Genomic DNA, 19,617 nt, shown 5'->3' on the forward strand with positions numbered 1-19,617 from the left:
GCTCATCGGCCTTTGATCTGGATCGAGAAGTTGCGCTGCGCCCCGGCGGGCGGGCGCGGGAAAGGTGCGGCCTGTCGAATGATGCCAAGCGCCGCTTGATCCAGAGCCGCCGACCCTGAACTGCGCGCCACCCGTGCGCCTGCCAATTGCCCGCCATTGCCCACCGAGAAGGCAATCACAGCGGTCCCGCGTGAGCGGACGCGCGGCTTGCCGACGCGGGCGATGCGGCTCATGACTTTGCCGGGGTAGTTGCTGACCGCTGCGTTGCCCGAAGGCGCTGCCGCCTGTTTGCGCGTACCTGCCTGAGAGGCATTGCCCGTGCGGCTGGTGGTCTGCGCGCCTTTGGTGTTGTCGCGCTTGGCATTGCCACGGGCGGTCTGCTTTGGCTTGGGTTTCGGCTGGGGCTTGGGCTTTGCCTTTTTGGCGGCTTCGGCGGCGCGCTCTGGGTCGCGGCGTTGCGGGCGCTGCGACAGGCGCGGCGCTTCTTCGTCAGGGGCTTCGGCGGTGACGGTTTCCGTCGGTGGCACCGGGCCCGTAGGTGTGAGGGTCGGAACGGCCTCTGTGGTTTCGGGCGGCGTTTCAACCGGGGTCAACGATGGCAAGACAGGCGTCTCAGCCGCGAGCGCTGCGGGTGGGGCAACGGGCATCGGCTCTGTCACTTGTGCCGTTTCCACAGGCTCGGCCGGGGGGGGCGCGGCTGCGGCTGTTGGGGCGGGCGGCGTCGGCGTGGGAGTGAGCGCCTCCGCGGTTTCGGGCGGCTCCGGCGTTGGGGTTGGAGTGAGATCTTCGGCGGGCTCCGCGTCGAGCGTGCCAACGGCCATATCCTCAAACCGGGTGCCAAGCTGCGCTGACGCGGGCGCGCCGCCACCTGCGATCTTGGCGCTGTTGTCAGTCTGGGTTAGTTGCGACACGCCAACCACAAGCCCAGCGGCAAAGCCGATGGACAACCCTTTGATAAGACCGGAACGGGGGATCATTACAGTGCCCTTTCGGTGACAAGCAGCACACGCTCTGCCCCGGCGGCGCGTAGCTCGCGGGTCAGTTCAACAAGACGGCGGGCAGGCAAAGCGCGGTCGGGCAAAAGGCGCACGGTATCGCGTTCTTCTTCGGGCAGCGCATCAATGAACTCTGTCACGCTGGCGCGGTCTTGGCCTGCGAAGGTCATGCGGCCATCGGCATGGACCACCAGCGCATTGGGCGGGGCGCGGCCCTCAAGTTCGCGGGTTTCCACGAGGTTGAGGTCCGAATCCAGCGGCTGCGACAGGGTGCCCGCGACCATGAAGAAGACGAGCATCAGAAAGACGATGTTGATCAGCGCGATGGTCGGTTCGCGTTGCGGTTTGGCTTTGGCGATGGGACGCATGTTTACCCCTCCAGAACCGACACGCTGAGACCCGGCAGGGCACGCAACGCAATAAGCAGATCGGCCAGCGCCTGCGCCTCTACCGCCTCCCCAAGAGAGACGAGAAGCGGCGTGCCCTTCTCAGCCTCGGCCAAAGGGCTGGCGGTTAGCGCATCAAGGGCCAGCATATCGCCATTCAAGCGCAGCCCTTCGGTGGTGAGCTGCAAAAAGAAGGGCTTCGCCCCCGTCTCGGCCCCGGCGCCGGATGTCGCTGCGGCCAATTCGATCTCGGCAAATTTTGAGAAGGTCGAGGTCAGCATGAAAAACAACAACAACAAAAAGATCACGTCGATCAGGGAGGTCATGGAAAGGCGGTTGCGCCTCCGGCGTGGCCTAGCCATGGGCTGGCCGGGGGGCGGCAACACCAAAGGGTGCGGCGGCCTGCGGTGTGGCGGGTGCAGCATTATGGCCGGGGTGCAGCACAGTCAAAATCGCCTTGTCAGCGATGACACGCTCGGTTTCCATCCGCTGTTCCAGCCAGCTAAGCACCAGCGCGGTCGGCATTGCGACGACGAGGCCCACGGCAGTGGTCAGAAGCGCGACCCAGATACCACCCGCGAGGATTGAGGGATCGACCTGCGACCCTGCGTCCTGCAAGGCACGGAAGGCTTCGATCATGCCTAGAACCGTGCCGAAAAGACCCAAGAGCGGAGCAAGCTGCGCCACGGAATCCAGCAGGCGGAAGCCGCGCTCCAACTTGGCAAAGCGCAACTCGGCCTCGGCCTGAAGCCGCGACGCGCCCGCATCTGGAGAGGTCATGGCCAGCTCAATCACCGGGGCAAGGTAGCTTTTCGAGCGGCCAAGCGCGCTGCGCGCCGCCGTGGCATCGCCGCGTTCCCAGGCTTCCACCGCTTCAGAAAGTGCGCGGTGACGCCCCACAGCGGCGGCGCGAAATTGCCATGTTTTATACAAGGCGACGGCGAGGGTCAGCACAGCGACGCCCATCAAGATCACCACCACCGGGCCACCTGTTTCGGCAATGCCCCGCAGCGGGGTCAGCAGATCGTTCAGTTGCTCCATCAGCCCAGCACCTCGATGTCGGTGCGGGTTGCCGGGGCCAATGCGCGTTCACAGGTGCCTGCCTCAATCCCCTCGCCCGCGCAGCTTTGCGCACCGTTGAACAGAATGCGGCCCAAGTTTTCGCAAGTCGTCTGCGGCACGACGAATTGGCGCACGCGGGGGCGGCCTACGGGCAATGCGCCGAAATCGAATAGGGTCAAACGATCCACGGTGCCTTCGCGGTCAAAAAGCACAGTCTCATACACGGCTTTGTCAAGCGGTGTGGAAAGACCGTTGGTGATGAGGAACGTCAGCTTGCAGTTTGCATCCGTCGTATCGGCGGCGTTCAGCTCGACCTTTAGGTACGGTTCGGCGCTGGCCGGGATCACGTCAGGTGTTTCAGCAATGGCGCTGTGAGCAAAAGAGAGGGTCAGGGCCGCGAGGAACGCGGAACGAAAATGCGGCATGGGGTGGCTCCCAAAGGGGTTGTCGTTAATCACGGCGCGTTCGGGTGGCCTCTGCCGAGGGGCAGAATCGTCATGCCACCTGTCGCGCCAAGCGGAATTTCTGGTTGCTGCCTAACAAAACCGCGCGGCGGTGACAATCCTGACTTTATTACTCGGATAAGTATGCCGCTACACGCCGCCCCTCTGGAGCAGAGGAACAGTTGAGCCAGATTGGTGTTGGGCCGCTGAAATAACCGCGCCTGCCATACAGGCATTCGCGCAGAGAAGGAGGCCAGAATGACCGACGATACCCAAAAGATCGCAACCATCGACCCCAGCCATGATGTGGCGCTGTTCCTGCCGGACGCCAAGGCGCTGGAACAGGCAGCCTCGGCAGGTATGAGAACAGTGGTGAACTTTCGCGCCGCGCACGAAAAAGGCGGGTTGTCCCCCGATGCAGAGGGTTTGGTTGCTGAAAAACTGGGTTTGAATTACCTGCACCACCCGATCGCGCCGGAAGACCTGAGCCCTGAAACGGTGGACGGGTTCCGCCGCGCATTGAATGACCTGCCACAGCCGGCGTTTTTGCACTGCGCCTCGGGCAAGCGTGCGGGGGCGATGACATTGATGGCGCTTGCAGCGGATAAGGGCTGGGACGGTGATACGGCGCTGCAAGAAGGCAAGGCCCGCGGCATTGATTTAACCGAAGATGGAATTGGCCAGTTCGTCAAATCCTACGCTGATAGCAAAGCCTGAATGATGCGCCCGGCCCCACCGGGACATTCTAATCCCTAGCGCAGTAGAGGCCGTGCAGCGTTTCCAGAACCGCCCCGGCCTCCTGCCCCTTCACCCTGTAAAAGATCGTTTGCCCAGCGCGACGGCTGTCGACCAGCCCGGCGTCTTTCAACTTTTTAAGTTGCTGTGACATGGTGGATTGCGACAGCCCGCAGGCGTCGGCCAGATCACCGACGGACCGCTCCCCTTCCAGCAGACGGCATAGGATTTGCAGGCGCGCCTCAGACGCAAGCATCGTCATAAGGGCCGCGGCGCTGGCAATATCGCCGTCCAAAAAGTCGTCTGCGTTTTTCATATTAGCATCATTGAATATTACGAAGTGCTAATATATACTGAACCGCAGTTTGCTACAAGCTAGCCACCACGGTCAGCGCTTAGGAAGTTGAGGCATGGAAACTGAATTCACATTTTGGTTGTCACTCGGTGGCGGCGCGATGATCGGCGCGTCGGCGGTGCTGTTGATGGCGACGAACGGGCGTATCGCAGGCATCAGCGGGCTGACCTCGCGGCTATTCGCGCGCAGCAGTGACGGCGAAGCACGCGGCGTTTCGTTCTTTTTCGTGCTGGGGCTTTTGCTGGCAGCACCGCTTTGGTTGATCGTCTCAGGCGGCTGGCCGCAGCAGTGGGTGCCTTCGAACCCACTGTTGATGGCCGTGGCTGGGCTGCTAGTCGGCTTTGGCGCGACCTATGGCAATGGCTGCACCTCGGGCCATGGGGTTTGCGGGATCAGCCGAGGATCGGCGCGGTCGATCGTGGCGACCGTAACGTTCATGGCGACTGCATTCGTGACCGTGTTTGTCATGCGGCATGTGTTGGGGGCGTGAGATGAAACAGGTATTCGCCCTCCTCTCCGGCCTTGTCTTTGGCATCGGCCTTATCGTCTCCGGCATGGCGGACCCTGCCAAAGTGCTGAATTTTCTCGATGTCTTTGGCACATGGGATCCCAGCCTTGCCTTTGTCATGGGCGGCGCCATCGCCGTGACAGCGCCGGGGTTCGCGTGGCTGTTCCGCAGCCGTCAGACCCCCTATTTCGACACCACATTCCGCGTCCCCACCCGCAATGATCTTGAGCCGAAACTGCTGACCGGCGCTGCGATCTTCGGCGTAGGCTGGGGCTTGGGCGGCTTCTGCCCCGGCCCAGCGTTGACCGCCCTGCCCTTGGCGGCCAGCGGTACGTTGATCTTTGTGCCCTTCATGCTGGGCGGCATGTGGATCGCTCGCCACACCCCTGATTTGATGTCTAAAACTAAGGAAGGACCTGCCTGATGAGCGACCCTCTGAACTCCCCCGTCGTGCGCCACTCCCCCTCGACCGGTGCGGGCAGCCCCGATGTCTGGGGCATTTATGAGCCTGACACAGGCTCGATCCAATACATCTGCGCCGACCCGGCGACCAAGAAGGCCGCGCTGATCGATGTGGTCTGGAACTTTGATCCGAAGAGTTACAAGTTCACGACCGAGAGCATAGATCAGGTTTTGGACCTTGTGAAAGAGCATGGCCTGAGCGTGGAATGGGTGCTTGATACGCATCCCCATGCGGATCACGTCATGGCCTCGGCCCAGTTGAAAGAACGAACCGGTGCGCCCAATGCGATCGGTGCGCTGGTGCCTGAGATCGCCAAAATTTGGGCGGACCTCTACAACCTGCCGAACGCCTTTGACCCGGACCGCGACTTTGACCATCTGTTCGAAGAAGGCGAGACGTTTAAGATTGGTGAATTGGACGCCAAAGTGATGCTGTCGCCCGGTCACACACTGGGGTCAATCACCTACGTCTGCGGCGATGCGGCCTTTGTGCATGACACATTGATGCAGCCTGATGCTGGCACATCGCGGTCAGACTTCCCCGGCGGCGATACCGCAGAGCTATGGCAATCTATCCAAGACATCCTCGCCCTGCCCGGCGATACGCGGCTGTATATCGGCCATGACTATGGCACGAAAGAACGCCGAGAACCGCGATGGGAGGCCACGGTAGATGAGCACAAGGCGAACAATTTCCACGTCAAAGATGGCACCGGGCGTCAAGAATACATCGAGCGCCGCCAGACGCGCGATGCAACTCTATCGATGCCTACTCGCATCCTTGCGGCCTTGCAGATCAACCTGCACGGCGGGCGCCTGCCCCCGGTGGAGGATGACGGCAACCACTATCTGAAAATGCCGGTGAACCGTTTCGATTAAGCAAAATCGGGTGACCCCTTGGGGGCTGCCCCTCCCCCTGACGGATTGCCTGACATGACCCTCCCCCCACTTCGCCAATATCTGCCGATCCTCGACTGGGGGCGGCGCTATGACCGCGGCCAATTCACCGGAGATATGGTGGCGGCGGTGATTGTCACCATCATGTTGATCCCGCAATCGCTGGCCTATGCGCTGCTGGCGGGGATGCCGCCTGAGGCTGGCATCTACGCCTCCATCGCGCCAATTGTGCTTTATGCGATCTTCGGCACCAGCCGGGCGTTGGCCGTGGGGCCGGTGGCGGTGGTGTCGCTCATGACAGCAGCGGCGGTGGGCAATATCGCCGAGGCTGGCACGGCGGGCTATGTCACAGCGGCGCTGACACTGGCGTTTTTATCGGGCGCGATGCTGCTGGCGCTCGGGCTGTTCCGGCTGGGGTTTTTGGCGAATTTTCTGTCACACCCGGTGATTGCGGGGTTCATCACGGCTTCCGGCATTCTGATCGCCGCCAGCCAGTTGCGGCATATTCTGGGGATCGAAGGCACAGGGCATACGCTGGTCGAAATCCTCGGCAGCCTCTGGGCGCATCTGGGGGAGGTGAACCCGATCACCCTGCTGCTGGGCGTGACCGCAACGGCGTTTCTGTTCTGGGTGCGCGGCGGGTTAAAGCCCTTGCTTTTGCGTATCGGGCTGGCGCCACGCATGGCCGATATCGGGGCAAAGTCGGGGCCGGTGCTGGCAATCCTCGGAACCACATTGACGGTCTGGGCCTTTGATCTGGGCAGTCGCGGCGTGGCCATCGTGGGCGAAGTGCCGCAAAGCCTGCCGCCGCTCACGCTGCCTTCCTTCTCGCCCGATCTGCTGTCGCAACTCTTCATCCCCGCGCTGCTGATTTCGATCATCGGCTTTGTAGAGAGCATCAGCGTGGCCCAGACATTGGCCGCCAAGAAGCGCCAGCGCATCGACCCGGATCAGGAACTGATCGGTCTGGGCAGCGCAAACCTCGGGGCAGCGTTCACCGGGGGTTTTCCAGTAACGGGCGGATTTTCACGCTCTGTAGTAAACTTTGACGCGGGGGCCGAAACGCCCGCCGCAGGCGCTTTCACCGCCGTCGGGCTGGCCCTTGCGGCGCTGTTTCTGACCCCGCTGATCTACTTCCTGCCCAAAGCCACGCTGGCCGCCACGATCATCGTCGCGGTGCTGAGCCTTGTTGATTTCTCGATCCTCAAACGCGCTTGGGCCTTCAGCCACGCCGATTTCGCCGCTGTGAGCGTGACGATCCTGCTGACGCTGGTCTTCGGCGTGGAAGCGGGGGTGAGCGCCGGGGTCATCACCTCAATCCTTGTGCATCTTTATAAGACCTCGCGCCCGCATATGGCCGTGGTGGGCCGCGTGCCGGGGACCGAGCATTTCCGCAACGTGCTGCGCCATAAGGTCGAGACCCAGCCGCATGTGCTGTCGCTGCGGGTGGATGAGAGCCTTTATTTTCCCAATGCGCGATACCTCGAAGACCAACTGGCGTTTCATGCCGCCGAGAAACCTGAGTTGACCGATGTGGTGCTGATGTTCCCAGCGGTGAATGAGATCGACCTCTCGGCATTGGAGTCGCTTGAGGCGATCAACACACGGCTGCGGGATGCCGATATACGCCTGCACCTGAGTGAGGTGAAAGGCCCGGTGATGGACAGGCTGAAGCGCAGCCACTTCTTGGACGATCTCACCGGCGAGGTGTTTCTAAGCCAGCACGAAGCCGTTTGCGCCTTGGCAGAGCGGCGGTAGAGACTGTCGAAATTCGGCGACCTCGCGGGAACCGCCCTGCCCGTCGCGCGTTTGCCTGCCATGAACACTATATTCGCGCGCGCCGCCGCCCTTTCCGCCTGCCTTTTCGCTACTGCTGCTTCCGCCGAACAGGTGGGGAATGTCGATGTGGACTGGCTGGGCAATGACATCATCGTCGAAGCCGTGGCCGACCCCAAGGTAAAGGGTGTGACCTGCCATCTGGCCTATTTCGAGCGCGGCTTGATCGACCGGCTGCAAAAGGGCAACTGGTTCGAAGACCCGTCGAACTCCTCCATCTCTTGCCGTCAGACCGGCCCGATTGAGATCGGCGATATCGAGCGGGACGATGAAGGCGAGAATGTATTCAGTGAGCGGCGTTCGATCATCTTTAAGACGCTGCGGGTAAAGCGGATTTTCGACGAGGAGAACAACACGCTGATCTACATCAGCCACAGCCAGCAGGTGCAGGACGGGTCGGCCAAGATGTCGATGTCGACCGTGCCCCTGTTCCAGCCCGGACAATAAGCCCAAGGGTCAATTTTTCCTCGGCGAAGGCTTGCCATCTTGGCGATCCCGCCTTGTCGGGCGACCTGCCTGCGATATGCTGCGCAAAACGCAACAATGCAGCGACAGGCAGGTTTTATGAGACATTCACGCAGAACATTCGCATTCGGCCTCGCCGCTCTGGGGCTGACCTCGGCCTGCTCTACAGGGGGCGGTGCACTTGGGCCCGCAGCGTCAGCGGCTGTAGCCGACGATCTGCGCCCGGTGCCCAACGCGGGATATGACGCTTGGGTCGCGGCATTTAAGGGCCGTGCCTCGGCACAAGGGATTTCCGCTAGCACCTTGGCTCAAGGGTTTCGCGGCGCGGGCTATCTGCCCGGCGTCGTGAAACGGGATCGCAACCAAACAGAATTCAGCCGCAGCTTGGAAGATTACCTCGCTATCGCTGCCTCGGACGAGCGGGTCTCGAAAGGGCGCGCCGCTTTTGCGCGGCACCGCGGCACGCTGAGCGCGATTGAGAACCGCTATGGCGTGGCGGCAGAGGTCGTCGCGGCGGTTTGGGGGCTGGAAAGTTATTTCGGGGAGCGGCGCGGCAATGTGCCCGTCGTTTCGGCCACTTCGACGTTGGCCTATGATGGGCGGCGCGGGGCGTTCTTTGAGAAGCAACTGATTGCGGCGCTGAAAATTCTGCAAAACGGCGATATCAGCGCGGACCGCATGACCGGATCTTGGGCCGGAGCCATGGGGCATACGCAGTTTATTCCCACCTCCTATCAGGCCTTTGCCGTGGATTTCACCGGCGACGGGCGGCGCGACATCTGGTCGGAAGACCCCAGCGATGCACTGGCCTCGACCGCCGCGTATCTGTCGCGCAACGGCTGGACACGCGGCGTGAAATGGGGCGGCGAAGTGGGCAGTATCCCCGCCAGCGCCGGGTCGGTGATACAGCCGCAGGCCGGTGGGCCGCAGTTTGTCGTGACCAGCAATTTCCGGGCGCTGAAGCGCTACAACAACTCTGACAGCTACGCCATCGGCGTGGGCCACCTGGCCGACCGCATCGCCGGGGGCGGGCCGCTGCGCGGCAGCTTCCCCCCCGACGCCAATGGGTTGACCAAGGACGACAGGATGGCGCTGCAACAGCGGCTGACCGCGCGGGGGTTTGATACCGATGGCACCGACGGGGTGATCGGGCCAAACAGCCGCAAGGCGATCAGCGCCTATCAGGCCAGCGTGGGCCTGCCCGCGACCGGCGAGCCTTCGGTCGAGCTGCTGCGCCGCTTGCAATAGGCGGTATCAGCCGGGGCTGATCCCGGCACGGTCGAGCATCCCTGCCACCTCCGCAAATGAGGACTGCGGCGGGGTGTGCTCGGCTTTGCGCTGGCTAAGGAACGTCTCGCACGGCCCAGCGAATGCAATCGCGCGGTCCAGTTCGGGATTGCTGCCGCTGCGGTAGGCGCCGATGCGGATCAATTCTTCCATATCGGCATGGGCCGCGAGCGCCTTATGGGCGGCGGTGAGCAACGTATACTCCACATCACTGTGGCAATCCGGCAACGTCCGCGAGACCGATGCCAACAGGTCAATCGCCGGATAGCGCCCCTTTTCAGCAATCTTGCGGTCCAGCACGATATGGCCATCCGTGATCCCGCGCACGGCGTCGGCGATGGGGTCATTCATATCGTCGCCGTCCACCAAAACGGTGAAGATCGCGGTGATATCACCCTTGCCCACCGGCCCTGGCCCGGCGCGCTCCAACATCTGCGGAAGCTCCGAGAAAACCGTCGGCGGGTAGCCCTTGGCGGTGGGCGGTTCGCGCGAGGCGAGTCCGATTTCGCGCTGTGCCATGGCAAAGCGGGTGACACTGTCCATCAACAGCAGCACATGCTGGCCCTGATCGCGGAAATGTTCGGCCACGGCCATGGCGGTCCAAGCGGCTTGGCGGCGGGTGAGCGGCGGCTCGTCCCCTGTGGCGACGACGAGAACGGCTTTCTCCATCCCTTCGGGGCCAAGGTCGGTCGAGATGAAATCCTGCACCTCGCGGCCCCGTTCGCCGACCAGCGCCATGACCACCACATCACAGTCCGTATAGCGTGCCAGCATGGCCATCAGCGTCGATTTACCCACACCAGACCCCGCAAAAATGCCCAAGCGCTGGCCTTGGCAAAGCGGGGTAAAGACATCGAGCGCGCGCACATGGGTCGCCAATTTCGGGCCAATGCGTTTGCGGTCGAACGCACCCGGCGGGGCGGCGCGCAGCGGGCGGGGTTGGTTGCCTTCGGGCAGATGCCCCTTCCCGTCGAGCGGTGCGGCAGAGGCACTGATCACCCGCCCCTTCCAGCTTTCATCCGGGCGGATCACATCGCGGCCAACGGCGACCTCAACCCGGTCACCCGCCGCGACCCCGCGCCACGACCCAAAGGGGAGCAACTCGGTGCCATGGGTGCCCAGCCCCACGACCTCTGCATGGACCGGCCCGTCAGAGCCATGCACGATGCAGCGCTCGCCGATGCCCAGCACCCGCTCCAGCCCTACGGCAGTCAGCGTAATGCCGGTGATCGCGCGCACTTCGCCGGTGATCTCGGCCTCGCCCGCCTCGCGGGCAAAGCTGGTCAGCTCGGAAAAGAGTGTCTGCATGGATAAATTTCCTCTAGGAGAGCAAGCTAATATTTACTATACAAGGATTAAACAGGCTATAGGCAAAAAAATGAACTTGTCTAATCTTTCTATTCTTGGACTCGCTTCGGACCGGATGCAGTGGCTTTCGGCCCGGCAAAAGGTCGTGTCGGAAAACGTGGCCAATGCCGCGACGCCGAACTTCAAAGCGCGTGATGTGTCTTCCTTCGCCTCAATGCTGAGCGGAGAGCTTTCGCGCGATGATGGGCTGGTGACAACCCATGACAAACACTTCACTGGCGTCGCCCAAGGTACGCCCGGTGTGCGTGAGGTGACGGATCGCAGCGCCATCGGTACAACGCTGGACGGCAACACCGTCAACCTAGAAGAACAGGCCGTGAAGGCCGCCGAGATCGGCGATCACTACAGGCTGGCCGCACAGCTTTACCGCAAGAGCTATGACATGCTCACCATGGCCGTCACTGGAAACAGGTAAGGAAAACGCATGGATCCGCTTCAGTCTATCGCCAAAATCGCCGCCAGCGGGATGACCGCGCAGACCGCGCGTTTGCGGGTGATCTCGGAAAACGTGGCCAACGCCGATTCAACGGGCACCACGCCGGGCGCCGACCCGTTTCGCCGTAAGACCATCAGCTTTTCCGAGTTGATTGACCGTAACGGCGGCGGATCACTGGTTGAAGTTGACCGTATTGGGCGTGATCAATCGCCCTTCCGGCGCGACTATGATCCGGCGCATCCGGCAGCGGATGACACCGGCTATGTCAATCGGCCCAATGTCGATCCCATCATTGAGATGGCCAACATGCGAGAGGCCTCGCGCAACTACGAGGCCAATATGAACATGTTCGAGTCGGGCCGCCGGATGCGCGGCCAGATGCTCGACCTGCTGAAGTGAGATGACCTGAGATGAGCGATCCCGCCTCCTTGATCTCGACCGCCGCCGTCCGGGGCGCGTACCGCACTTCGCAATCGCTGACGGGGCAAAAGGGCGAAGCCATCGCCGAAGAGGCAGGCGCCAGCGCCAATAGCTTCACCAATATGGTGCAACAAGCCTCGGAAAACGCGCTGGAAACGGTGCGTGAGGGCGAGGCTGTTGCCCAAGCTGGGCTGCACGGTGAGGCGGATACACAGCAGGTGGTCGAAGCGATGCTGGCGATGGAAAGCACAGTCAAAGTCGCCGTGTCGGTGCGCGACCGCTTTGTCGAAGCCTATCAGGAAATTCTGCGGATGCAGATCTAGACCATGACCGAAACCCAGACCTATGACATCATCTCTGCTACCGTCTGGGCCGTGCTTTTGGCCTCGGGTCCGGTGTTGGGGGTGGCGCTGGCAATTGGACTGGTGATCGCGTTTTTCCAAGCACTGACGCAAATTCAGGAAATGACGCTGACCTTCGTGCCCAAGATCGTGATGATCTTTGTCACCCTGCTGGTCGCGACGCCGTTTATGTATGCCACGCTCAAGAACCTGTCGGACACCATCTTTGACCTCGTTCAGAACGGTGGGCTGTGAGAGCGCTTTGGCATATGGCCCGCGCGGCGCTGGTCGGGGCTGTGCTTGCCACCCCTGCCCTCGCCCAAGGCTGGGGGTCGTTCTATGAGCCGACGCGCAAGGACAAAGTGACCGCGACCGCACAGACGCTGGCCGCCAAAGGCGGGCCGGAGGGCGTCTGCATCCGCGAAATCCTCGCGGCGCAAACGCGGCATGGCATCCCTGACAACCTGCTGCTGGCCATCGGCCTGCAAGAGGCAGGCACCCGGCGCAATGGGCATTTCACGGTCTGGCCCTATGCGGTCAACGCGGCGGGCGAGGGGCGGCTGTTTGACAGCCGCAATGCCGCGCTGGATTGGATCGCCGAGCGGCAGGCAAGCGGCATCCGCTCCATTGACGTCGGCTGCATGCAGATCAACATGCGCTGGCACCCGGATGCGTTTGACAGCCCCGCCCAAGGGTTCGATCCGCGAGTAAACGTCGACTACGCCGCGCGTTTCCTTAAGCGGTTGCATCGCCGCACGGGCAGTTGGATGCAGGCCGCCGGGTCGTACCATTCCTTTGAGCCTGAGTTCCGCGACACCTACCTTGACCGTTTGCAAAAGAATATCTCAGCCGCCAATGCGCGGCTGCCGGAGTTTCAGGCGCTGGCCAGTGCCAGCCCCGCCGCACCGCGCCCAAGCAAAAAGGCGCGCAGCACGTCGAGCAGCTATGACCGGACAGCGGCCAAGGCCACATGGGGCGCACAGATTGGCGGGGCCGAAAACGCGCGTCGGTCGCTTTATTCCGCGCATGAGATGCAACCCGTCCTGCCACAGTTCACCACCGTGCGGGCGGAGGATGCCGGATGAGCACGAAACCGAATTCCATGATGCCGCAATGGAGCAACTTCGGCGCCAATAAGGACGTCAGCTTTGCCGTCGGCATGTCGCTGGTACTGGCTGTTTTGTTCCTGCCGCTGCCGCCGATCTTGTTGGATTTCGGGTTGGCGCTATCGCTGTCGCTCAGCGTGCTGATCTTTATGGTCGCGCTCTGGATCCCTTCGCCGTTGCAGTTCAACTCTTTTCCGACGCTGTTGTTGGTCACCACCATGTTGCGCCTCTCGCTCAACGTGGCCTCAACCCGGCTGATCCTCAGCGAAGGGCACGCGGGTATGCACGCCGCGGGCGATGTGATCCAAGGTTTCTCCAAGTTCATCGTGGCGGGCAACTTCGTCATCGGCGTGGTGATCTTTGCCATCCTCGTCATCATCAACTTCGTCGTGATTACAAAGGGTTCGACCCGTATCGCCGAAGTCGCCGCCCGCTTCTCGCTGGATGCAATGCCGGGCAAGCAGATGGCGATCGATGCTGACATGGGTGCAGGTCTGATCGACGAAGACGAGGCCCGCCGCCGCCGCAAGGAATTGGAAGACGAAAGCGCGTTCTTCGGGGCGATGGACGGTGCGTCGAAGTTCGTGCGCGGCGATGCGGTGGCGGGGCTGATCATCACTCTGATCAACGTCATCGGTGGCATTCTGATCGGCGTCGTTCAGCGCGGCATGGGTGTGGGCGATGCCTTTAACGTCTTCACCTCGCTAACCATCGGGGACGGGCTGGTCAGCCAAATCCCGGCGCTGGTGGTGTCGCTGGCTGCTGGCCTGATCGTGACCAAGGGCGGCACCCGGGGTGCGGCGAACGAGGCAGTCTTCGATCAACTTTCGAACTTCCCCAAGGCGCTTTATATGGCGGCGATCCTGTTGTTCGGGATCGGTCTTCTGCCGGGCTTTCCGCTTTTGGTCTTTGCCCTTTTGGCTGCTGCAATGGTCGGCTTGGGCGTTGTGATCCAGCGTGGCGCGGCAGAGGCGGCAGAGGCCAAGGTGCAAGCCGATGCGGAGGCGCAGAAGAACCAGGACATGCCGGAGGTCGACAGCAACCCCATGCACCTCGACGAGTTGCGGCTGGTGCTGGGCGAAGGGCTGGTGGCGCTGGCCAACCGACCTGACGCAGTGCTGCCGAGCAAGATCAAATCCCTGCGCAAGCATTTCGCCGAAGAGTTCGGCTTTCCCATGCCGTCGGTCCGGATCAAGGATGACGTGAGCCTGCCGATCAACAGCTATTCCTTTCAAATCCACGGCGTTGATGTAGCCAAGGGCGACATCCGCGCCAATCAGATGATGGTGATCAACCCCGACGGCGCGCCGCTGCAACTGCCGGGTGAGGCCACGCGGGAACCGACGTTCGGGCTCGACGCGCTTTGGGTCGACAGCAAGGTTGCCGATCAGGCCGAGGCGCAGGGCTATACGGTGGTGGACCCCGAAAGCGTCATCACCACGCATCTGACCGAAGTGGTCAAGGAAAACATGTCCGAGCTGCTCACCTACGGTTCGGCGAAAGAAGCGATTGAGGGGCTGGACCGGAACTATCAAAAGCTGGTCAACGACCTGCCCGTCCCCTCCCCCGCCATTCTGGTGCAGCAGGTCTTGCAGGAATTGCTGTTGGAGCGTGTATCAATCCGCAACCTGCCGCTGATCGTGGAGGCCATGGCCGAGGCGACGCGCCAGACCTCCAAGCCCGCGCTGGTGCTGGAAAACGTGCGCCGCCGCCTGTCGAGCCAGATTTGCCAAGGCCTGTCCGATGGTCAGGGTTTCGTGCCCGTTATCACCCTGTCGCCCTCTTGGGAGGCCGAGTTCATCGAGGCGGTCAAGATCGTCGGCGAGGATCGCACATTCGTCATGTCGCCCAAACGGGTGCAGGAATTCGTGCTGCAAGCCCGCCAGCAAATCCAGCGCTTCGCCTCTGAAGACAGCTGGCCCGCGCTGATGGTGAACCCCGAGGCGCGGTCCTATGTGCGCTCCATGCTGGAGCGGGTCAGCCCGATGACGCCGGTGATCTCGAACGCCGAAATTCATCGCAAGGTATCCCTGCGGACCGTCGCCACCATCGGGGGCTAGGGATGGATCTCTCCGCCCTTTTGACCGACGCGCTGATGGGATACTTCGTCGTCTTCGCCCGCATCGGCAGCGCGCTTTTGTTCATGCCGGGCTTTGCTGAAACCTCGGTACCCACGCGGCATCGGTTGTTCTTTGGTCTGATCCTGAGTGCCGCGCTTTATCCGGTCACGGGCCTTGGCCCGGTGGCCGAGGATCGCCCCGGTGCACTGCTGTTGATCTTCGGGACCGAGATCACCGTGGGGCTGTGGATCGGGCTGGTGGCGCGCACGCTGCTCTCGGCGCTGCAATTCGCGGGCTATCAGATGGCGTTGATGTCGGGGCTGGCCAATGCCTTGGCCCCAAACATTGGCGCATTCGAGGGGGCGACCTCCATGGCGGCGATGCTGCTCATTGGAGCGACGGCGCTGATCTTTGTCACCGACCTGCACCACCTGATTATTGAATCGCTTCTGATGTCTTATCAGGTCTTCATCCCCGGCACGTTCATGCTGGCCGATCTGACCGATCAGTTTGCCCGCGCGACGCAGGTCAGCCTCTACCTTGGCCTGTCGATCGCCGCGCCTTTCTATGTGGCGGGTCTGGTGCTGAACGTCGGCATGGGGCTCGCCAACCGCATGATGGCAAGCCTGCAGGTCTTCTTTATTGCCCAGCCGTTGCTGATCGCCGCCGGGCTGGCCTTGATGGTGCTGGCGGTTCCGACCATGATGCGCGGGTTTCTTGAGCCTTTCGCGAATTGGCTCACCACCTACGGATTCTAGGCCATGTCGGACGAGGACAAGAGCAGTAAGACCGAAGAGCCGACGGAGAAAAAGCTCCGCGACGCGCGCAAGAAAGGCGACGTGCCCCAATCGCGTGAGACGGGCACCGCGATGCTGGTATTCGCGCTGCTGATAATCCTTATCTTTGTGTTGCCAAGCTCGATCGGCGGCATCGTCGACGCGCTGCAACGCCCGCTTATGGGCGCAGGAGTGACCGCGATCGGCACCGGCGGCACCGGTTTGGTTGAAGCCGGCGGCGTCCTTAAATCGCTGGGGTTTACGGTAGGGCTGGCGATGATGCCCGTTGTCGGAATTATGGTGTTGGCAGCGCTTTTTGGAGTGCTGATCCAAGGCGAGACTGTGGTTTCAGCCGAGCGGATCAAACCGAAGATATCGAAACTAAACCCCCTTTCGGGCTTCAAGCGCCTGTTCTCCGCCGATGCCTTTGTCGAATTCGCCAAGAACACGGCCAAGGTGTTGGTGATCGGCTTTATCACCGTCTGGGCCGTGCGGGATATTGCGCAGTCTCTGGGTCAGACGCAGGCCTTTGTGCCTGAGACTTTACTCGATGCCACTTTGCAAAAGGTGCGCTGGATTTTCCTTGTGACGACCACCTTCCTTGTCCCAATTGCCATTGCCGACATCATCTGGAAGCGCGCCCAGTGGAAGAAGAAACAGATGATGAGCCTCAAGGAAATCCGCGACGAGCATAAAGACAACGAGGGTGATCCGCAGATCAAAGGCCGCCGGGCCGAATTGCGCCGCGCTCGCGCGCGCCAGCGCATCGCGCAGGCGATCCCGGGCGCCAGCGTGGTCCTGACAAACCCGACCCATTACGCCGTGGCGCTAAAATATGAACAGGGCGTGGATGACGTGCCGATCTGCGTGGCCAAAGGTGCCGATGTCATGGCGCATCGCATCCGCGAACTGGCCAAAGAGCACGACATTCCGATGATCGAAAACCGCCCGCTGGCCCGCGCGCTTCACGCGGCGGTGGAGGTCGACGACCGCATCCCAATGGAACATTGGCAGGCGGTAGCCGAGATCATTGGCTTTGTCATGGACCTGCGCCGCAACGTCCGTCGTAAACCGCCTGCGGGATCGTCAATCCGCGACGAGTAACTTCGGCTCCGCTTAGCGCATGCGCAGCCCTTCGAGGTTGCGGTCGGCGGGGAGTTTGGATTGCTCTAGCAAAATCTTGGTGATCAAACGGGCACGCACAAGGCTGAAAGACCCCATGATCTGGGCGGCATCCCGTTCGGGCATGGCACCGATCACCTGCACGGCAGTTTCCACGTCGATTTCATCCATGATGCCAGCCGCGACTTGTGGCTTCATGTTGCGGTAAAGTTCGACCAGTTTGGTCATGTCTTGCTTGTTGGCATCTTCTATCACCTTAAGCTGCGCGCCAATTTCATCGCGCAGGCTGGCCAGACGTGTTTGCTCGGCCTTAAGGCTCTGCTCGGCCAGCGCCAGTTTTGCTTCGCGGTCGGCGATTGTTTCGCGCTGCCCTTTCAACAGCGCGCGTTCCTCGGCGATGGCTTCGGCGATCAGATGGCTCGGCTCGCACATGCCGCTTTCGCCCGGCGCGCTGGCGTCATAGCTGGGCGGCGCGGGTGCGGCCGCCAGTTCAATCGGGACCGGAGGCGTGTCGCTGGGCGTTTCGGCGATGGCCATCATCGGCATGAACTCAACCGTAAGCTTGAGCACACCAGCGACGCCGAGGCCAAACAGCGCGATCTTTGGTAGGGAGATACGGCTCATTCCTTACGCTCCTTGGTGATGTCGAAAAAGGTGCGGACCAGTTCGGATTTGCCCTGCACCGCCGCCTGCCCGCGCACTTGGGAACGCCCTTTAAGGCGTGCGGCGCGCATCTGTGCCGGGCTTTGACCGTTGGGCGCGGGATCTGCAACTGCGGGGCGTGACTGCGGTGCTTCGCGGTGAACTGGCGGCTCGGGGCGCTGAACCTTGGTGCTGAGATCGCGCAGGTCTTCGACCGATTTGGTGGATTGATCGACCGCGCTGGAAAAGGCCCCGACCATCGGCTCCATTTCCTTGAGGGTCGCTATCAAGGCGCGTACTCGGCGATCAAGGATAAAGGCGTAAACCAGCGTACCGATAAGCAGCACGATAATGATGATATCAATCAAGGCCGGCATCATCGTCGTTCTCCTCCTCAGTCTCTGTGGGCAGCAAGGATTGGATCACCCGCAGGGCCAAGGCGCCGTTGCTGCGCTGGCCAAAGGCGGCTTGAAACATCGGTTGGGCATTCACCATGCCAACCACGGGCGTATCGACCGTCATGCCCAGATCAATCACCTGACCGGGCTTCCATTCCAGCACCTCATGCAGCGGGATCGTCACCTCTTGCAAGACACCGGTGATGGTCACCGTTGTGCTAGAGATTTGGCTGTTCATATCCTTGCGCGCGTTGCTGTCGGTGGGAGAGCGCCCGCCAAGGAAGGGCTGCGCCAACTGTGCGCTGACCTCATCCAACGTGCCGTATGGCAACACCAGTGACATATGGCCGCTGCGGTCTTCGAATTGCAGATGCATCCGGACCAAGACCGTCGCGGTGCGCGGGGCGGCCAGCATGACCGACCGGGGATTGGACTCCAACGATTGGATGTCGAATTGCACCGGGCTGACATCATGCAAACACTGCGCCAGCCCTTTGAGCGACAGCTCCGCCAGCCTGCGGCCCAGTTTCTGCTCAATCGCGGTCAATCCACGCGGCTTCCATTCTTGGCTCGTGGCCCGACGCCCGCCCAGCATAATCTCTAGCACCGAAAATAGCAGATCCGGCTCGACCACGCAGGCGACCTGACTGCCCCAGCTTTCCGCATTGGCGATGGCGATGAGAGAGGGCGACTGGATGCTCTCCATCGCGTCCTCATAGGGCATATATTCCAGCGAGGTGAGCTCGATCTCGGGTGCGACGGTGCAGTAGGATTTGAGGTCGGGCACCAGCGCCAACAGCAGACGGTCGATGATGATCTCAAGCGTGGGCAGGCGCTGAAAGCTTTCGCGCGCCTGACGGATCATCGTCTCTTCGAGGCTCAGCGCATCGGAGGAACCCGCTGTCGTCATTGCACCACCATATCGGCAATCAGTATTTCATGCGGCGCGTCGGTGTGGCCCACTGCCCGCGCCCGGCGCAGCAGTTCGGTTTTCAGCATCGCCAGCCCATAGCTGCCAGTCAGGTCGCTGACATGCAACTGGCGCAGGAAATCTTGGAAACTGTCGCGCAGGTAGATTTCGCGCGCGATTAAACGGTCCGCCCCTTCGACACTTTCATCATAGACCATCAGCATGTTCAGCTTGAGAAATCGGCTGGTCTGCCCGCCTTGCGGCCCGGTGTCGGTGACGTTCACGATGATCTCGGGGAACGGCATGACCGGCATCTTCACTTCGGTCTTTGGCTTGCCGCCGTGACCATCGTCAGCCGCCTCTTCGGCATGGCCATTGTCAGCGAGCTCTTCTACGGTCTCATCCCCTCCCAGTCCGGCCATTCTCAAAAGACCAGAAGGGCCAATGGCCAGCGTCACCCCACCCACACCAGCAAGAAGGCAGAGCAAAACAACGGCAAGGATAGCAAGAGGCTTTTTCATTCTTCCACTCTTAATCGGATCCCGCGCGACGCGCCATATGCAAGAACAAATACATCCTTAATCAAGCTTTATTGCAACAGAAACCT

26 protein-coding genes are annotated in these 19,617 nt (G+C 61.7%); 15 read left to right on the plus strand and 11 right to left on the minus strand.

The window, feature by feature from the left end:
* Positions 1-2: 2 nt before the first annotated feature.
* From DSM110093_RS12160 to DSM110093_RS12180, 5 genes are read right to left on the minus strand one after another with little or no spacing between them, the layout of a single operon-like run.
* Positions 3-977, minus strand: coding sequence for a TonB family protein (locus DSM110093_RS12160; protein WP_243265331.1), 975 nt, complete (start codon positions 975-977; stop codon positions 3-5).
* Entirely contained in the window at positions 977-1,363 is a 387-nt protein-coding gene (locus DSM110093_RS12165) for a biopolymer transporter ExbD (protein WP_093928388.1), read from the minus strand. The genes DSM110093_RS12160 and DSM110093_RS12165 overlap by 1 nt, the downstream gene beginning before the upstream one ends.
* A 2-nt stretch (positions 1,364-1,365) precedes the next feature.
* On the minus strand, positions 1,366-1,707 hold the full coding sequence (locus tag DSM110093_RS12170) for a biopolymer transporter ExbD (protein WP_243263213.1): 342 nt from the start codon (positions 1,705-1,707) through the stop codon (positions 1,366-1,368).
* Between the two features lie 28 nt (positions 1,708-1,735).
* Entirely contained in the window at positions 1,736-2,422 is a 687-nt protein-coding gene (locus DSM110093_RS12175) for a MotA/TolQ/ExbB proton channel family protein (protein ID WP_243265332.1), read from the minus strand.
* On the minus strand, positions 2,422-2,868 hold the full coding sequence (locus tag DSM110093_RS12180; RefSeq protein ID WP_243265333.1) for a hypothetical protein: 447 nt from the start codon (positions 2,866-2,868) through the stop codon (positions 2,422-2,424). Before DSM110093_RS12180 ends, DSM110093_RS12175 begins: the two co-directional genes overlap by 1 nt.
* 276 nt (positions 2,869-3,144) lie before the next feature.
* On the opposite strand from DSM110093_RS12180, the gene DSM110093_RS12185 reads away from it, so the two are divergent.
* Entirely contained in the window at positions 3,145-3,603 is a 459-nt protein-coding gene (locus DSM110093_RS12185; protein ID WP_243265334.1) for a sulfur transferase domain-containing protein, read from the plus strand.
* A 28-nt stretch (positions 3,604-3,631) separates the two neighbouring features.
* Here the strand turns inward: DSM110093_RS12185 and DSM110093_RS12190 are convergent, their stop codons facing one another.
* Positions 3,632-3,937 (minus strand): metalloregulator ArsR/SmtB family transcription factor, encoded by a 306-nt coding sequence (locus DSM110093_RS12190; protein WP_243265335.1) that lies wholly within the window; start codon positions 3,935-3,937, stop codon positions 3,632-3,634.
* 94 nt (positions 3,938-4,031) lie between these two features.
* Between DSM110093_RS12190 and DSM110093_RS12195 the strand changes: the two genes are divergently transcribed.
* From DSM110093_RS12195 to DSM110093_RS12220, 6 genes are all read left to right on the plus strand, one after another.
* On the plus strand, positions 4,032-4,466 hold the full coding sequence (locus tag DSM110093_RS12195; protein ID WP_243265336.1) for a YeeE/YedE family protein: 435 nt from the start codon (positions 4,032-4,034) through the stop codon (positions 4,464-4,466).
* 1 nt (position 4,467) lies between these two features.
* On the plus strand, positions 4,468-4,908 hold the full coding sequence (locus DSM110093_RS12200) for a YeeE/YedE family protein (RefSeq protein WP_243265337.1): 441 nt from the start codon (positions 4,468-4,470) through the stop codon (positions 4,906-4,908).
* Entirely contained in the window at positions 4,908-5,825 is a 918-nt protein-coding gene (locus DSM110093_RS12205) for an MBL fold metallo-hydrolase (RefSeq protein ID WP_243265338.1), read from the plus strand. The genes DSM110093_RS12200 and DSM110093_RS12205 overlap by 1 nt, the downstream gene beginning before the upstream one ends.
* A gap of 54 nt (positions 5,826-5,879) precedes the next feature.
* Positions 5,880-7,601: a sulfate permease gene (gene sulP, locus DSM110093_RS12210; protein WP_243265339.1), complete on the plus strand. Its 1,722-nt coding sequence runs from the start codon at positions 5,880-5,882 to the stop codon at positions 7,599-7,601.
* Positions 7,602-7,661: 60 nt separating this feature from the next.
* Entirely contained in the window at positions 7,662-8,126 is a 465-nt protein-coding gene (locus DSM110093_RS12215; RefSeq protein ID WP_243265340.1) for a CreA family protein, read from the plus strand.
* Between the two features lie 117 nt (positions 8,127-8,243).
* Positions 8,244-9,392, plus strand: a complete 1,149-nt coding sequence (locus DSM110093_RS12220; protein WP_243265341.1) for a lytic murein transglycosylase — start codon at positions 8,244-8,246, stop codon at positions 9,390-9,392.
* A gap of 6 nt (positions 9,393-9,398) precedes the next feature.
* Here DSM110093_RS12220 and DSM110093_RS12225 read toward each other — a convergent pair whose 3' ends face one another.
* Positions 9,399-10,739 carry a FliI/YscN family ATPase gene (locus tag DSM110093_RS12225; protein ID WP_243265342.1) on the minus strand — a complete coding sequence of 447 codons (1,341 nt, stop codon included), beginning with the start codon at positions 10,737-10,739 and terminating at the stop codon, positions 9,399-9,401.
* Between the two features lie 70 nt (positions 10,740-10,809).
* On the opposite strand from DSM110093_RS12225, the gene flgB reads away from it, so the two are divergent.
* From flgB to flhB, 8 genes are read left to right on the plus strand one after another with little or no spacing between them, the layout of a single operon-like run.
* Entirely contained in the window at positions 10,810-11,214 is a 405-nt protein-coding gene (gene flgB / locus DSM110093_RS12230; protein ID WP_243265343.1) for a flagellar basal body rod protein FlgB, read from the plus strand.
* 9 nt (positions 11,215-11,223) lie between these two features.
* Positions 11,224-11,634 (plus strand): flagellar basal body rod protein FlgC, encoded by a 411-nt coding sequence (gene flgC, locus DSM110093_RS12235; RefSeq protein WP_243265344.1) that lies wholly within the window; start codon positions 11,224-11,226, stop codon positions 11,632-11,634.
* Between the two features lie 11 nt (positions 11,635-11,645).
* On the plus strand, positions 11,646-11,978 hold the full coding sequence (locus tag DSM110093_RS12240) for a flagellar hook-basal body complex protein FliE (RefSeq protein WP_243265345.1): 333 nt from the start codon (positions 11,646-11,648) through the stop codon (positions 11,976-11,978).
* A 3-nt stretch (positions 11,979-11,981) separates the two neighbouring features.
* Positions 11,982-12,251 (plus strand): flagellar biosynthesis protein FliQ, encoded by a 270-nt coding sequence (gene fliQ / locus DSM110093_RS12245; protein ID WP_093928374.1) that lies wholly within the window; start codon positions 11,982-11,984, stop codon positions 12,249-12,251.
* Positions 12,248-13,081 carry a lytic transglycosylase domain-containing protein gene (locus DSM110093_RS12250; protein ID WP_243265346.1) on the plus strand — a complete coding sequence of 278 codons (834 nt, stop codon included), beginning with the start codon at positions 12,248-12,250 and terminating at the stop codon, positions 13,079-13,081. The genes fliQ and DSM110093_RS12250 overlap by 4 nt, the downstream gene beginning before the upstream one ends.
* Complete coding sequence (flhA, locus tag DSM110093_RS12255; protein ID WP_243265347.1) at positions 13,078-15,162, plus strand: flagellar biosynthesis protein FlhA; 2,085 nt, start codon at positions 13,078-13,080, stop codon at positions 15,160-15,162. The genes DSM110093_RS12250 and flhA overlap by 4 nt, the downstream gene beginning before the upstream one ends.
* 2 nt (positions 15,163-15,164) lie before the next feature.
* Positions 15,165-15,920 (plus strand): flagellar biosynthetic protein FliR, encoded by a 756-nt coding sequence (locus tag DSM110093_RS12260; protein ID WP_243265348.1) that lies wholly within the window; start codon positions 15,165-15,167, stop codon positions 15,918-15,920.
* A gap of 3 nt (positions 15,921-15,923) precedes the next feature.
* Entirely contained in the window at positions 15,924-17,042 is a 1,119-nt protein-coding gene (flhB, locus tag DSM110093_RS12265; protein WP_243265349.1) for a flagellar biosynthesis protein FlhB, read from the plus strand.
* Between the two features lie 12 nt (positions 17,043-17,054).
* Here flhB and DSM110093_RS12270 read toward each other — a convergent pair whose 3' ends face one another.
* The 4 genes from DSM110093_RS12270 to DSM110093_RS12285 are packed head-to-tail and all read right to left on the minus strand — an operon-like array spanning position 17,055 to position 19,531.
* A complete protein-coding gene (locus tag DSM110093_RS12270; protein WP_243265350.1) occupies positions 17,055-17,684 on the minus strand; it encodes a hypothetical protein in 630 nt (209 codons plus the stop codon).
* Positions 17,681-18,082: a flagellar motor switch protein gene (locus DSM110093_RS12275; RefSeq protein ID WP_243265351.1), complete on the minus strand. Its 402-nt coding sequence runs from the start codon at positions 18,080-18,082 to the stop codon at positions 17,681-17,683. The genes DSM110093_RS12270 and DSM110093_RS12275 overlap by 4 nt, the downstream gene beginning before the upstream one ends.
* On the minus strand, positions 18,063-19,010 hold the full coding sequence (locus tag DSM110093_RS12280; RefSeq protein WP_243265352.1) for a FliM/FliN family flagellar motor switch protein: 948 nt from the start codon (positions 19,008-19,010) through the stop codon (positions 18,063-18,065). The genes DSM110093_RS12275 and DSM110093_RS12280 overlap by 20 nt, the downstream gene beginning before the upstream one ends.
* Positions 19,007-19,531 (minus strand): flagellar basal body-associated FliL family protein, encoded by a 525-nt coding sequence (locus tag DSM110093_RS12285; protein ID WP_243265353.1) that lies wholly within the window; start codon positions 19,529-19,531, stop codon positions 19,007-19,009. The genes DSM110093_RS12280 and DSM110093_RS12285 overlap by 4 nt, the downstream gene beginning before the upstream one ends.
* Positions 19,532-19,617 lie beyond the last annotated feature (86 nt).

The organism is Sulfitobacter sp. DSM 110093 (assembly GCF_022788715.1).
Taxonomy (GTDB): Bacteria; Pseudomonadota; Alphaproteobacteria; order Rhodobacterales; family Rhodobacteraceae; genus Sulfitobacter.